15 protein-coding genes and 1 tRNA gene are annotated in these 14,533 nt (G+C 39.3%); 8 read left to right on the top strand and 8 right to left on the bottom strand.

Translation table 11 applies throughout. The features are described 5' to 3' along the window. Positions 1-214: 214 nt before the first annotated feature. The 5 genes from Q0R88_RS00915 to Q0R88_RS00895 form a co-directional block, all read right to left on the bottom strand. Positions 215-294, bottom strand: a tRNA-Asn gene (locus Q0R88_RS00915). A gap of 325 nt (positions 295-619) precedes the next feature. Beyond that, positions 620-877: a hypothetical protein gene (locus Q0R88_RS00910; RefSeq protein ID WP_295711277.1), complete on the bottom strand. Its 258-nt coding sequence runs from the start codon at positions 875-877 to the stop codon at positions 620-622. Next, positions 870-1,313, bottom strand: a complete 444-nt coding sequence (locus Q0R88_RS00905) for a hypothetical protein (RefSeq protein WP_295711275.1) — start codon at positions 1,311-1,313, stop codon at positions 870-872. Before Q0R88_RS00905 ends, Q0R88_RS00910 begins: the two co-directional genes overlap by 8 nt. A gap of 164 nt (positions 1,314-1,477) precedes the next feature. Next, entirely contained in the window at positions 1,478-2,059 is a 582-nt protein-coding gene (locus Q0R88_RS00900; protein ID WP_295711273.1) for a helix-turn-helix transcriptional regulator, read from the bottom strand. Further along, on the bottom strand, positions 2,056-2,274 hold the full coding sequence (locus Q0R88_RS00895) for a hypothetical protein (protein WP_295711271.1): 219 nt from the start codon (positions 2,272-2,274) through the stop codon (positions 2,056-2,058). The genes Q0R88_RS00900 and Q0R88_RS00895 overlap by 4 nt, the downstream gene beginning before the upstream one ends. Positions 2,275-2,443: 169 nt before the next feature. Here Q0R88_RS00895 and Q0R88_RS00890 point away from each other — a divergent pair, with 169 nt between their 5' ends. Next, positions 2,444-2,818: a hypothetical protein gene (locus Q0R88_RS00890; RefSeq protein WP_295711269.1), complete on the top strand. Its 375-nt coding sequence runs from the start codon at positions 2,444-2,446 to the stop codon at positions 2,816-2,818. A gap of 450 nt (positions 2,819-3,268) precedes the next feature. Here the strand turns inward: Q0R88_RS00890 and Q0R88_RS00885 are convergent, their stop codons facing one another. Further along, positions 3,269-4,117 (bottom strand): hypothetical protein, encoded by an 849-nt coding sequence (locus tag Q0R88_RS00885; protein ID WP_295711267.1) that lies wholly within the window; start codon positions 4,115-4,117, stop codon positions 3,269-3,271. Between the two features lie 750 nt (positions 4,118-4,867). Between Q0R88_RS00885 and Q0R88_RS00880 the strand changes: the two genes are divergently transcribed. From Q0R88_RS00880 to Q0R88_RS00855, 6 genes are all read left to right on the top strand, one after another. Continuing rightward, positions 4,868-5,890, top strand: a complete 1,023-nt coding sequence (locus tag Q0R88_RS00880) for an acyltransferase (RefSeq protein WP_295711265.1) — start codon at positions 4,868-4,870, stop codon at positions 5,888-5,890. A gap of 400 nt (positions 5,891-6,290) precedes the next feature. Beyond that, complete coding sequence (kduI, locus tag Q0R88_RS00875; protein ID WP_295711263.1) at positions 6,291-7,121, top strand: 5-dehydro-4-deoxy-D-glucuronate isomerase; 831 nt, start codon at positions 6,291-6,293, stop codon at positions 7,119-7,121. A gap of 22 nt (positions 7,122-7,143) precedes the next feature. Then, the gene (locus Q0R88_RS00870; protein ID WP_295711261.1) at positions 7,144-7,959 is read left to right on the top strand and encodes an SDR family oxidoreductase; all 816 of its coding nucleotides are present in this window, start codon (positions 7,144-7,146) and stop codon (positions 7,957-7,959) included. Between the two features lie 114 nt (positions 7,960-8,073). Next, the gene (locus Q0R88_RS00865) at positions 8,074-9,111 is read left to right on the top strand and encodes a LacI family DNA-binding transcriptional regulator (protein WP_295711259.1); all 1,038 of its coding nucleotides are present in this window, start codon (positions 8,074-8,076) and stop codon (positions 9,109-9,111) included. A 165-nt stretch (positions 9,112-9,276) separates the two neighbouring features. Next, complete coding sequence (locus tag Q0R88_RS00860) at positions 9,277-10,080, top strand: hypothetical protein (RefSeq protein ID WP_295711258.1); 804 nt, start codon at positions 9,277-9,279, stop codon at positions 10,078-10,080. A gap of 82 nt (positions 10,081-10,162) precedes the next feature. Further along, a complete protein-coding gene (locus Q0R88_RS00855) occupies positions 10,163-10,576 on the top strand; it encodes a nuclear transport factor 2 family protein (RefSeq protein ID WP_295711256.1) in 414 nt (137 codons plus the stop codon). A 26-nt stretch (positions 10,577-10,602) separates the two neighbouring features. On the opposite strand, the gene Q0R88_RS00850 is transcribed toward Q0R88_RS00855, so the two are convergent. Together Q0R88_RS00850 and cobA are read right to left on the bottom strand one after the other, a co-directional pair. Further along, positions 10,603-10,956, bottom strand: a complete 354-nt coding sequence (locus Q0R88_RS00850; protein WP_295711255.1) for a hypothetical protein — start codon at positions 10,954-10,956, stop codon at positions 10,603-10,605. Between the two features lie 9 nt (positions 10,957-10,965). Next, positions 10,966-11,694, bottom strand: a complete 729-nt coding sequence (cobA, locus tag Q0R88_RS00845; RefSeq protein ID WP_295711253.1) for a uroporphyrinogen-III C-methyltransferase — start codon at positions 11,692-11,694, stop codon at positions 10,966-10,968. Positions 11,695-11,982: 288 nt separating this feature from the next. On the opposite strand from cobA, the gene nirB reads away from it, so the two are divergent. Then, positions 11,983-14,478 carry a nitrite reductase large subunit NirB gene (gene nirB, locus Q0R88_RS00840; RefSeq protein WP_295711251.1) on the top strand — a complete coding sequence of 832 codons (2,496 nt, stop codon included), beginning with the start codon at positions 11,983-11,985 and terminating at the stop codon, positions 14,476-14,478. Positions 14,479-14,533: the final 55 nt, after the last annotated feature.

Raw genomic sequence — 14,533 nt, 5'->3', positions numbered from 1 at the left:
GGCTTCCGAAGTACAGCTGTTCTCCGGGACTTAATTGTAAAAATTCGCTCATATATGTTTAATAGTTAGTTAGCTTATTAAAATAGTTTATAAAAAAGCGCCCTTACCCTCGCGGCTCGGTCGCTTAAACCTAAACCTTATCACAATCGGCGCTGGTACTTTCGTGTGCTCTACCTTTCAAGGTGAGGAACTAACTACTTTGGCCATACGCCGGTGGCCCTGATAGCGGGAGTTGAACCCGCGCCCCCCTGATTAACTTTCAGGTGCTCTCACCAATCACTGAGCTATACCAGGTTTTAATAAAATCCCCTTGCTTTTTTGTTTGCCCCGGCCCATTACACCGGGGCTTTCATTATTTGCTTGCTCGCTTTCACTAATCCCTGGCCTTTCATCTATTGCCTGCCTGCCCACTTCTCTCTTTCCCGCGGCCCTCTTAGTTCTCTTAATGCCTGGCGGGGTTCACCGGCTCGAAACCTGTAGTATTCAATGGATCTTTGTTATTGATTACTTTTTGATTTATACTATAAAGAACTATTTACCCCAAGTGCCGGCAGGGCTACCGGTTTCCCAAAACAGTCACTTCCTATGGTGAATATTATAAAGAACGACCCCTAATATTTTAATATGCCCAGCTCAGTTTATTGAGGTTTAACTCAATATCTTCATCTATCTGGCGTAACTCTGCTTTCAATTTGGCCGTTGGTGCATCCCCGAATATTTCGCATTGCCTTTCCCAATAATCCCAACCCTTAGTAGCTATTATCATCCGCAATTGCTGTTTTCTGCTTACCAACTTCGGGTTCCGATAGTTTAAAATCATTTGAATTTTACGGCGCTGAATCATAAAGCCGTGTATGGTATACCAGGTCTCATTCATATTCTTTACCCTCCATTTCATGGCAAAACTTTAAAATCGGGATGATGATATCCTGGTACTTTTTATAATGGCGGCTCTGATCCCGTGGGGCCAGCGTTTTGATATTAGCGGTTTTGCCAACTATTAAGCGGCAAAGCACATGTAAGCCATTACTATGCTTTTCAATCGCAACTAACAGCATAGCCGATGTATTTATCCTGGCTGAATCTGCCACATCCGAATGCTTAAAGGCATTAACCCGTTGAGCAAGCCACTCCTTAAACATTTGTTTGATGTACTGGCGGTTGTAGAAGTACACCAGGCGCCGGGCCTCGCTGGCATCAGCAACGGTAACCGGTGTTTTTTGACTACCATCAGGATAGTTGATTACCAGGCGAAGATGATTCTCGGCCAGTGGCGTGGCTTCAGCGTAAATCATAGCTACTTTTAAAAGCATTATTTACACTGCACTTTACAGTTTGCGTACAAAATGATAGGGGCGCTATTAACTGTTCGGAAAATAACTTTCCTTTGTGGTCTGTTTTAATTAAGATATTCATATCACTTTTAGTTAATTATGATGCAGCGCTAACCTGGCCGGGAGGAGCTGCATTTTTTTGTTTATATCAAGTTCTTTTTCAAGGCAAGTAATACCAATTCAGCTTTATTCATTGTGCCCGATTTTGCATAGATGTGCTTTAGGTGAACTTTTATCGTTTCATCACTTACATCCAGCTCATCAGCAATTTCTTTATTGTATTTTCCGGTAGCAGCCAGTACTAATACTTTGATTTCTGCGACCGTTAGATACGCCCCATCGGCGTTGACCACAAGGGCATCACATAATTTGCCTTCTACCGGGCAAATACCACCACGTAATTTGCAGGGCCAATATTCCCCATGAACGAATCTCCCATTTACTACATCGGCCTGCCCATCGTATGCGCCGAAACAGCAGCTGCAGTATTTTTCTAATTGTTCATCATCTGCTACATAACCAAGCCCAACAAGCGCCTCAGCTTTAACCGGATGTTTTGCTAAATCTGCGCGGATCAATTGTTTGATATCCTCAGTCGCTTGTCTTACCCGGCAAACAATGCCCCCGGTGATAAAGAAACTTTTCTCCTGATCCGTAGGATCATTAAAAAACTCTATTCGATTATCAGATGGTAGCAAGCCGGCCGGCAACAATCGACGGATCATAAAGAGGTTATTGCGGCTTTAGCATCTTCAATTTTCGCTCTGTGCAATTTGGCAAGCTCAACAGCAGCCAATAAAACATCACTGTTTTTAGCACCACCGGATAAAATGTTCCGGACACTGCCGTCAACCAGGCCCAGCTGCTTAGCCAGCATTTTGGCTGCCCCCCTGGGTAGGCTCGCTCTTAAATTTTTTAACTCTTCCGGTGTGAATTCCATAACACTATTGGGTTATTGATTGAGTGACAGTATTATTATTAATTTGTGTGCATTTAATTATACGAATGTGTGAATAATATTACATTAAATGCAAATAAATTCAGATAAATGCGCAAAATGATTCGCAAGTATTTGGTAATCAAGTGAATAATTTTTCAAAAATTTGTGAATGTCAGAGTACATCGGAAAAATATTGCAGGAAAAGCTGAAAGAACCGGGTATGCCAAGTGTGAAGGATTTTGCAGACATGTTAGGGACAACCACCCGTACATTATATAATGTATTTAACAAGGCGTCGGAGCTTTCGATCGATCAAGTGATCAAAGCATCTGAGATACTAAAATTTGACATATTGTCCGCCTACCTCAGATCAAAGGATAAAAGTTGGATCCTCAAGGAACCAGAGGGCTCATATAAACAAGATAAAAGAACAATAACAATAAACCTCACTATCCATGCTGAAGAGTCCAGCCTAAAAGAACTGCCGAACTTTTACAAGGACGTTGATGAATTAGCCAGTAGGATCGGGCTAAGGCTCGTTTAAAATAAAATATAATCGATAATTCAAACATTTAATACTAACTGATTGAGTGTCAGAAGTGATTTTGTACCATGTGGGAAAACTAAAACGGGACAACATCAAATTTTGATAGTTTGTCCCGTTTTTTTTGCCTAAATTGCTGTTGTCGGGTGTGTAATACTAAGTAAACCAGTGAATTTTAGGGTTCAATCCCTTGTTTCTCGTGTGCTTTGGTAATCTTGTTGAGCGCCTTGATTTATGGCTTCCCCTGCAATGATTATTTACGGTGCATTATAATTTGTATTAACGCAAGCTAATCCTAATTCCAACCTTTCGCCTGTGCCTTGCCTAAGCTAACCTGCTAATTAAATCTTAAATCGTAAAATGAAAGGCTTTTTATGCTCTGTTGACCTGATTAGCTCAGGACGGCGGAATTCGAACCTGCGACCTCCGGTATTCTATATTAAAGTGATACTACTCATGCAGTAATAATGCTTTACGTGAAGTATCCGGAACGGGATTTTTTAAAGCGCTCAAATCATATAAATATGCACTTGCATTCTCATATTTAAATGAATCCAATCTGGTGCAATTTGCTTTATTTAAGTTATTGATAATGAATTTCGATCCGTTTGTACCTTCATTGCTAAGTAAAAGCCACACTTTGCCTTTTAACTGAGTTACTTTATTCAAATAATCATTTGGGTTTGGACTATAAGAACCGTATGAGATGTAATTTTTAAACTTAATGTAGTTTATATCGTGGTAAAACCAAAAAGAAGGTACCAAATCTTCATACACATAAATGGCCTGATCTTTTTTTGCCCTGTGTTCAATATATTTAAGGCTTTCTTTTATTTCGGTGTGCATTATCGGGAAACCATTAAAATACACGAATGATCCCAAATAAACCGATAAAATTATAGCAAATGTATTATTGATACGGGCAGAGGCCAGACCGAATTTGTTTTTTGAAAGATCCAATAAAAAATCGATGCCTATAGCTACACCTATTATTAAAATAGGAAATTGATATAGAATTAATCGTTTTTCAAAAGGATAAAGTTTAAATGCTGATAATATAAGCTGAACAATTGTCGGCAGAATTATTAGGAGAATATAAGCTTTTTCTTTTTTTTGAGAAGAGTAAAGTTTTACAAAACCCAGTATCAAAATCAATGGCAGAAATATTTTTCCGAAATATCCGTAACCGAACAGAAAATAAAAGATCATCTGGAACTTTGTGATCAGAAATTTATAAAAATCTCCTTTCATCGGATTTAGCGGCATGAATGCTTTTTCGTTGGTCCAATAACCAATCATATAAGTTCTGCTGGGATGATTAAAAATGAAGAAATAATAATCAAGTGCAAAGCTTATTCCCCAGGCACAAAACACCATTAACAAATAAGGAAAAACTTCTCTTTTGTACGAAGTTATGATCAGAAACAGAGATATTGTGAACAATAAAATAGGAGAAATATTGGAAAGAAAAAGAGCCGTTGAGCCAATAATTCCTAAAATGATATATTTATTTTGTTCGTTCCTGTAGTGCTTTAACAAGAAAAAATAAAGTAATAAGCCAACAAAAACATCGGCCATATATTGCTTCACCTCACTTGAGTAATAGATAATTACAGAATTAAAAATAAATAGAGCCAATGCTAGCAGCCTCGCTAAATTGTTTCTTATAAGGAGGGTTAGAATTTGGTAAAAAAGATATATGGATGCGAAGTAGATCAGCAAAGGAAATAATCTTAACCCATACGTGGAATCCGAGATAAAATAGAAGCAAAAATGTTCTATTTGCAGAAATAGAATTGGGGCTACCTGTTGGTAGTCCAACGGTTTTAATAACCCTGATGGCGAACGGTGAATAATGTTTAATGATAAGGTGGCCTCATCATTCCAAAGGCTCCTGTTTAAAAAAAATTGATATAATGCTAATGCTAACCCGATTATAATTATTAGAATAGTAAAAAATTTAAAAAAATTAGTTGATAGCCTATCAGGTTCAGTGTTCATCAATCAATATTTATTAGTTAAGGTAAAAATAGGCTAAAATCTAACATTTTGAAGAAAAAAATCAGGGTTCATGAGTTAGATACTTTCCGGGGTATTGCAGCCATTATGGTAGTATTGTTCCACTTTTCGATGAATAGGTTTCTGCCCTACTTCTCTAATTTTCTTCGATTAGGTAATACCGGTGTTGAGCTTTTTTTTATGATAAGTGGTTTTGTTATTTTCATGACCCTGCAATATGTAAAAAGCGGGCGTGAATTTATCATAAACAGGCTAAGCAGGTTGTATCCTACATACTGGTTAGTAGTAACGCTTACTTTTTGTTTAATTATATTGAATTGTTATTTATCATTCCATGATCTGCACTTGGTTAATATAAATCAATATCTAATCAACATGACTATGTTTCAGCACTACTTTCATGTACCTGATCTGGATGATCCATATTGGACAATGATTGTAGAAATGAACTTTTACATTATTATGTTCTGTCTGTACAAGGGTAACTTTTTAAATAAAATAAAATCCATCGGTTTAATTGTATCAGTATTGATAGTTCTTTTTGTAAAGTTAGCAACAGGTAGTTTATTAGCTTGTGTATTATACTACATCCCTATTTTACCTTACTGGCCATTATTTATATTGGGTATATTGTTTTATAAAATATATATTAATGAAATCTATTTGAAAAAAAATCTATTTTTTATAGCTGTATTACTGGGATGCCAGATTATATTACATGATTTTATCCGGAATAAAGGGTATACGTCAAGATTTGAATATGCTGTAATGCTGTTAATATATACCACCTTATTTACGCTTTTTGTGCTCAATAAGCTTAAATTTATTGTAACACGAATTAGTGGTTTTTTTGGCAAAATTTCATATCCGCTGTATTTAATACATCAATACCTGTCATTATATGTAATTATACCTTTGCTTATGTTTAAATTACATTTAAGATTTCTGCTCAGTGCGTTTGTAACGCTTGCATTCATTATAATACTTGCCACTTTAATAAGCACATATATTGAGGTACCTGTGAGGAACAGAATAAAAAAGATATTTTTTTAAGTTAGATTAATTATTGAATTGCGATTTGGATGAGTCAGTCGATGTCCCGGCATCATGAGTCATAAAAGGTAGCGGAATTCGAACTCACGACATCAGGTTTATTTGTAAAGTGGCACTCCGACGTTGAACACAGCCATGATAAACAAAAAAATCACTTTAAAAATGGACTTTTTGTGATTTTGAAAATGAATAATGCCTATTGAACAAGTCTATCAAATTTTGATCGTTTGTCCCGTTTTTTTTTGCCTAAATTCACCGTCAGGAATTTTTCTATATCGACTTTAACCCATTGAAATATGCTTTTTTACTACAACGTTGAAGTAAAAATAAGTGCGCTATTTTTTTAAAATGCGTGGTTTGGGTTGTAGAATTGCAAAGATTTAAACTAAAATATATAACCTTGAAAGTATTACACAGTGTACATCCGGAGGATTTTAAACGCTACGATACAGCAACTATACGAAGTCGTTTTTTAATAGAAAACCAGGTGCATCCCGGTGATATTAATTGCACTTATACCCATTACGATAGGATGATTGTTGGTTTTGCCCACCCGGTGAATACAGAAGTCCTGTTGCCAAATTACCCCAACCTAAGGGCTGAATATTTTTTGGAACGCCGGGAAATAGGTATTATCAACGTTGCCGGTGATGGTGTTATTGTAGCTGACGGGCAATCATTCGACGTTAAAAAACTGGATTGCCTGTACATAGGCAAGGGTGCAAAAAGTGTGCATTTCGCCAGTAAAAATGCCGATGAGCCAGCCGTTTTCTATATGCTTTCGGCACAGGCGCATGCACAGTATCCAACAACCCTGTTAACGCATGCGGATGCTGTAAAAGTTACCCTTGGCTCGGCATCCACAGCCAATCATCGTACCATCAATAAATACATCCACCTGGAGGGTATAAAAAGTTGCCAGCTGGTAATGGGTTTAACCATTTTGCATGATGGCAGCGTATGGAATACTATGCCGCCCCATGTACATGACCGCCGTATGGAAGCCTATTTTTATTTTGATGTACCGCAGGGGCAAAAGATATTTCATTATATGGGTGAGGGGCAGGAAACCCGTCATATCACCATGAATAATTATGACGCGGTAGTTTCGCCACCCTGGAGCATTCATGCCGGCAGTGGAACAGCAAGTTATAGTTTTATATGGGGAATGGCAGGCGAAAATCTTGATTACACCGATATGGACCCCATTGCTATTCCAGATATCCGATAATCAATTAAAAAAGAATAATACATTGGAAAATAATTTCTCATTGGCCGGTAAAGTAATTGTAGTTACGGGCGGTACAGGCATATTAGGTAATTCGTTTATAAACGGTATTGTAGAGGCAGGGGGCGCGGTGGGCATATTAGGCAGAAATGCAGATATAGCCGAGGAGCGTGCAGCTGCCATAAACCAAAATGGCGGCAAAGCGGTTGCGCTGGTGGCTGATGTTTTAAACGAAGCGGAATTGCAAATAGCTAAAACTAAACTACTGGATACTTTCGGCAGGTTGGATGGACTGGTGAATGGAGCCGGTGGTAATATGCCGCAAGGCGTTTTGCAACCCGATGAGGATATTTTTAAAATGAATATTGCCGGTATGAAATCTGTAATGGATCTAAATACCTGGGGAACTATCATCCCTACACAGGTATTTGGCGAGGCTATTGCACAGACAGGTAAAGGCAGCATCGTCAATATTTCTTCTATGAACTCCAAACGCGCCATTACCAAAGTGTTGGGCTATAATATTGGCAAGGCCGCAGTTGATTGTTATAATCAATGGTTTGCGGTGGAGTTAGCCAACCGTTACGGCGATGCCATTAGGATGAATGCTTTGGCACCGGGCTTTTTCCTCACCGAGCAAAATCGCAGCCTGCTTACCAAACCCGAAGGTGGATATACAGACAGGGGGCAACTGGTAATAAAACAAACCCCATTTAAACGTTTCGGTCACCCTGATGAATTGATAGGCGCCCTGGTGTGGCTGTTAAGTGATGCATCCAAATTTGTAACCGGATCTATGATTTGTGTAGATGGCGGGTTTTCTATTTTTGGCGGCGTTTAATCAGTTGTTTAATTCCTGGCCAATGCCGGATTTATATTTTCGTTAATTTACCTATGTTTACTATTGATTAGTTTATTGAACTATAGTAAACATAGGTTAAGTAATTGTATAAGTATGAATTTGGGGGCGGTCACTATAAAAGATATTGCCAAAGAATTGGGGATTTCCACTTCAGCAGTATCCAAAGCGTTAAAGGATAGTCATGAAATTGGGGAGAAAACCAAAAAGCGGGTCCTGGAATGCGCTAAAAGGCTCAATTATCAGCCTAACCCCATGGCCCAAAGCTTAAAGCAGGGAAACAGTAAGTCCTTAGGAATTGTGGTATCTGCCATTGATAATCATTTTTTTTCCCAGGTTATTAACGGGATAGAATTTATTGCGCATAGCAAAGGCTATAATGTATTTATCACGCAAACCCACGAATCCTATGATCTGGAGATGTTAAATGTAAATCATTTAATCTACCGCTCAATTGATGGGTTGCTGATATCCTTATCCACAGAAACAAATAATGTTGATCATCTTAAAAAGCTCCACGAAAAAGGCCTGCCCATTGTTTTTTTTGATAGGGTAAGTGATGAAATTGAAACCCACAAAGTGATTGCGGATAATTTTCAGGGTGCCTATGAAGCTACTAAAGCATTGATAGATGCCGGGTACCGAAAAATCGCGCACATTACAAGTTCTGTAAACGTATCTATCACCGCCGAAAGATTAAAGGGTTACCTGCTGGCGCTCGAAGAGAATGACATTAAACCCGATGAACGATATATAAAATATTGCCTTCACGGCGGTAAGGATCTTGATGAAATAGAAAAAGCGCTTAATGAGCTTTTATTGTCGCCAAACCGTCCCGATGCTATTTTTACCGCTTCGGACAGGATTACCACCACAACCTTGCTGTTGCTGCATAAATTAGGTCTTAAAATCCCCGAAGATATTGCTTTGCTTGGCTTTACCAATACACAACTGGCTGATGTATTAAGCCCCTCATTAAGTACGGTTTACCAACCCGGCTTTGAGATGGGTAAAAAAGCAACAGAAATGCTGATTAGCCTGATTGAAAGCAGAAGAACTGTTACGGAGTTTGAAACTGTAGTACTGCCTACCCAGGTTTTTATACGCAATTCGTCAAGTCCAATTAGCCAATAGGCTTTGCTCTTAACTTTGTGTTTTTTTTTTACTACCTCATACTCGTTATTTTTACTCCATCGATGTAGTAAATATTTTTTGTCCTGATGATGTAAAAAACGGCATTCGGCAATACATTTGGTAACCAATTATTAATCAACAACAGGGGTTAACACTTTTTTAATTATGATGGGTTACAGGATGTTTATAAAAAGGTTGATGTGCATACTGCTGCTCTGTCCGGCGGTATATGAAGCAAAATCACAGGTTGTTAAATTAGATTATTATTATAATCATGAGGTGCATCAAGTTGCCGGGAAATCGCAGCGATTTCATTACCTGTGGGATGAAAAAGGAAATACCGGTTATTCCATATGGGGAGATGCCTTTAAGAAATGTGGTGCGACCTTAGATTCACTTACTTTGGCGCCAACCCAGGCTAATTTAAAGGGAACTGCCATATATATAATTGTTGATCCCGATACCAAAAAGGAAAGTCCAAACCCTAATTATATAACTGAAACAGATGCGGAAGCTGTAGCTTTATGGGTGAGAAGTGGAGGTGTGTTGGTAATGCTTGCTAATGACAGCGCCAATGTGGAGTTACCTCATTTTAATCTGCTGGCAGCAAAATTTGGTATGCATTTTAATAACGATCTGCAAAATCATGTTATTGATGATAGTCATTTTGCAGATGGAGCCATTGAAACCAGAGGGAACCCTGTTTTTAAAACTGCCAATCAGATATTTATGAAAGATGTTTGTTCTATTACGTTACAAGGACGAGCGAAAGCTGTTTTGAGTAAAAATTCATTTGCATTAATTGCTATGGCAAAGTATGGTAAGGGAACAGTTTTAGCCATTGGCGATCCCTGGCTTTATAATGAATATACAAACGGCCGTTTACCAGTTGGGTACGAAAACGACAAGGCGGCAAACGATATATCGGCATGGCTTTTAAAGCAGGTTCCGACAGGTAAGAAAGAATAGCACATCGGTTTGAAAATTTTATTAATCAATTTATAAGGACATGAAAATTAGTTCGGGAATTAAAATTTTGTTTTGCTTGATTATGATAAACAGCGTAAAGCCACAACTGGTAAATGCCCAGTCGAAAAAATCAGTTGATGAGGTTGCCGTAGTGGTAGAGAGTTTGCGTAAAGCAATGGTTGATGCTGATAGCCTGGCGCTAAATAGGTTAACAGCAGATGGCCTGAGCTATGGTCATTCGAGTGGTGTACTGCAAAGCAAAGCGGAATTTATACATAGTATAGCCAGTGGGGCGTCGGATTTTGTTACCATTGATCTGTCTGAGCAAAAAATCACCCTGTCAGGTAATACGGCCATTGTGAGGCATGTTTTGTCGGCAACTACCAACGATGCCGGTAAAGGCCCCGGCAAGGTTAAAATTGGAATATTGCTGGTATGGATAAAAAATAAATCCGGATGGCAATTATTGGCCCGGCAGGCTGTTAAACTTCCCTGATCTGTTTACTATTCTAAATAACGGTTTTAGCCTTTAAAGGCTAAAGGGTTTGGATAATTGTCGCTCTGGTCTTCGGCTACATTGTCCAGGCATTTAAAATCCTTTTCAATCAGTAGGTATAAGGAATTGATGTTGCTTTCATATCCTACGCGGTCGGTACATGTCCATTGGTTGGCCATAGTTGCCGGCATGTACATGGTAATAGTGTTATTATTAAAGCTTGCAGTTAAAACTTCGGCATTGGAGCGTTGCAAAGCATATTTAAATAGTTGTGTGCCAAAAGTGGTTGTTTCTTCAACATAGCCATCCCTGTTAAATTGTTCAACATCGGTTTTGGTAAGCCTGTACCGCAGGGAGTTTCCTTTTATCCTGATCTTCATACCTTATTCTTAGTTTTTAATGTTAACCACATCGCCAATAATGATGATGGCCGGGTAGGTAAGCTGGTGTTCTGCAGCAATTGTTACCAGGTCCTTAGCCATTCCCTTTGCCGATTTTTGTTTTGACAGCGAAGCATGTTGTATAATAGCTGCCGGTGTATCGCCCTTGCCCGCAGTTACATAGGTAAGCGCAATTTCTGCCAGTTTTTTCATGCCCATATATATAACTACAGTGGCATTACTTTGCATGGCGCAGGCAAGATCAGCAGATAGTCGTCCGTCCTTTTTAGTGCCCGTAACCATCCATACACTTTCACTTACCAGGCGGTGGGTTAAAGGAATATCTTCCAGGCCGGATGCCTGCATACTTGTAATGCCCGGTATATAATGTGTAGTAATGCCATGTTGGCGGGCGTAAATGATCTCCTCAAACCCGCGCCCGAATATAAATGGATCGCCGCCTTTTAATCTTACCACGCTGCCTTTGGTAAATGCGTAATGTTTTATCAGTTCGTGAATAGTTTCCTGGGGGGTATAATCGCCATAGGGTTGTTTACCAACATATACTTTTTCGCAATCCTCCCTGCTTATATCCAGTAACTCTTTATTGGCAAGGTTGTCATATAATATCACATTTGCTTGTTGAAGTGCCTTATATCCCTTCATTGTTATCAATTCTGGGTCTCCTGGACCTGCTCCAATCACAAATAATTCCGGAATTTGTATTTTATTTTGCATATTTTCAATTTTGATGTTAAAAAATCAAGTATTTATCCGTTTTGTTTTAATGGTTTTTGCTTAAATTGTAAAATCATCAATAAATTAAGGCTAAATATTGATTTATATTATATCAATAGTACTAAATTATGAATTATAATGCCAATAAACATGATTTATTTAATAAAAAAAATGAATTTAAATTTTTATTTGATGTTTTTTTGAGTTATAATTGTAATGAAATGCAATCAGGGTCGCAGTTGAGTGTATTTAGTTTGAAAATTGCTTTAACATTTAAAAAATTTCGATATGTCAAAACCAACCATTATTGTTGTTGGCAACGGTATGGTAGGTTATAAGTTTTGCGAGAAACTTTTAGCCAGATCAACCCAGTTCCAAATAATTGTTTTTGGTGAAGAGCCCCGCCATGCTTATGACAGGGTGCATCTGAGCGAGTATTTTAATGGTAAAACCGCCGATGATCTGTCGCTCTCCACTTTATCGTGGTATGCCGATAATGGTATCGCGCTTCATCTTGATGATCCCATTCAGGAAATCAATCGTTCCCAAAAAACTATCCACTCCTTAAAAGGCGTAACGCTGAAATATGATTACCTGGTTTTAGCTACCGGTTCATCGGCTTTTGTGCCCGATATTCCGGGGATTGAAAAAGAAGGTGTATTTGTTTATCGCACCATTGAGGATCTGGAATTGATAAAGGCTTGTGCTGCTAACGCAAAGTGCGGTGCAGTGATGGGTGGCGGGTTACTTGGGTTAGAAGCGGCCAAGGCTTTGATAGATCTTGGTATTGCCGAAACGCATGTTATAGAATTTGCTCCGCGATTAATGCCGAGGCAAATAGACTCGGCCGGTAGCAATATGCTGCAGTTGAAGCTGAGTCAACTGGGGCTGCATATTCACTTAAATAAAAGTACAGCTGCTATTGTTGGCGAAAAAAAGATCGAATCGCTTCGCTTTAATGATGATAGTCAGCTTCCGGTTGATATGCTGGTGATCTCTGCCGGTATCCGTCCGCGCGATGAATTGGCAAAGCTTGCCGGTTTGCATGTAGGTACCCGTGGCGGTATTATTGTCAACGAAAAAATGCAAACCAGCGATGAAAGCATTTATGCTATTGGCGAATGTGCTTTGTATGATGGAATGATATATGGTTTGGTTGCGCCCGGTTATGAGATGGCTGATATTGTGGCCGCTCATTTAACCGAGGCTGATAAATCATTCTACGGGTACGATATGAGTACCAAGTTAAAGCTTATAGGTGTTGATGTGGCCAGCTTTGGTGATGCATTTATAACCGAGCCGGATTGCCGTACTATTTTGTTTGAGGATACTCATAAGGGTATTTATAAAAGGATAAACATTACCAATGATGGTAAAAATTTATTGGGCGGTATATTAATTGGCGATGCCGATGCTTACAATATGCTGCTGCAAACGGTAAATAATAAAATCGTTCTTCCGCCAGATCCTGAAGATCTTATCCTGGGTTCAAGAGGTGGAGCTGTCAGTGAGGGTGCGGGTGTGATGAGTTTGCCCGATGACGCGCTTATTTGTTCATGCGAGGCGGTAACCAAATCGGCAATCTGCTCGGCGGTAAGTGAAGGTGGCGTAACCGGTATAGATGGCATGAAAAAATGCACCAAGGCCGGGACGGGTTGCGGTGGCTGCGTGCCAATGGTGAAAGATTTGATTGCCGGCACCATGAAAGCAAATGGCCAGTATGTTAAAAATGTGATCTGTGAGCATTTTGATTACTCGCGCCAGGAGTTATTTGATCTGGTAAAAATAAACGGACTGAAAAATTACGACCTGGTGCTTGATCATTATGGCAAAGGTGATGGTTGCGAGGTTTGTAAGCCGGTTGTAGCCAGCATCATGTCAAGTCTGTGGAATGATGTAATTGTTAAACAGGAAGTTATTCAGGATAGTAACGATAGGTTTTTAGCTAATATTCAAAAGGGTGGTACATACTCGGTAGTGCCGCGTATACCAGGCGGGGAGATAACGCCGGATAAGCTGATCGTGATAGGCCAGGTGGCTAAAAAATATGGCCTGTATACCAAAATAACCGGCGGGCAACGTATAGATATGTTCGGCGCGCATTTGAGCGATCTGCCTTTAATATGGGAGGAGCTGATAGATGCCGGTTTTGAGAGCGGGCATGCTTATGGTAAAGCGCTGCGTACAGTAAAAAGCTGTGTAGGTAGTACCTGGTGCAGGTTTGGTTTACATGATAGTGTAACTTTTGCAATCGAGATAGAAGATAGGTATAAAGGGATTCGCGCCCCGCATAAGCTTAAAGGCGGTGTAAGTGGTTGTGTGCGGGAGTGTGCCGAGGCGCAATCAAAGGATTTTGGAATTATAGCTACAGAAAAAGGCTGGAATTTATATGTATGCGGTAACGGTGGTTCAAAGCCACAGCACGCGCAATTGCTGGCTACTGATATTGATAGCGCAACTTGTATTAAATACCTGGATAGATTCCTGATGTTTTACATTAAAACTGCCGATCAGTTAACGCGCACAGCAACCTGGTTAAATAAGCTGGATGGCGGTATGAGCTATCTGAAAAATGTAATTGTAAATGATAGCCTTGGTTTGGCCGGGCAATTGGAAGAAGAAATGCAGGCTCTTGTAAATACTTATCACTGTGAGTGGAAAGAAGTTATTGAAAGTCCGGGAATGCGTAAGCGTTTTGCTCACTTCATAAATGCCCCCGAAGAAAAAGATCCGCATGCGCAGTTTGAACCAATGCGCGAGCAGGTACGGGCTAAAGAATGGTAGGTTTTTAAGTTAAAAGTCAAAAGTCAAAAAAAAAGCGGACATGTTTTTATAAAGG

It is taken from the genome of Mucilaginibacter sp. (assembly GCF_025362475.1).
In the GTDB taxonomy this organism is placed as follows: Bacteria; Bacteroidota; Bacteroidia; order Sphingobacteriales; family Sphingobacteriaceae; genus Mucilaginibacter.
The sequence above is the reverse complement of the archived record's forward strand: the minus strand, read 5'-3'. Positions and strand labels throughout refer to the sequence as shown.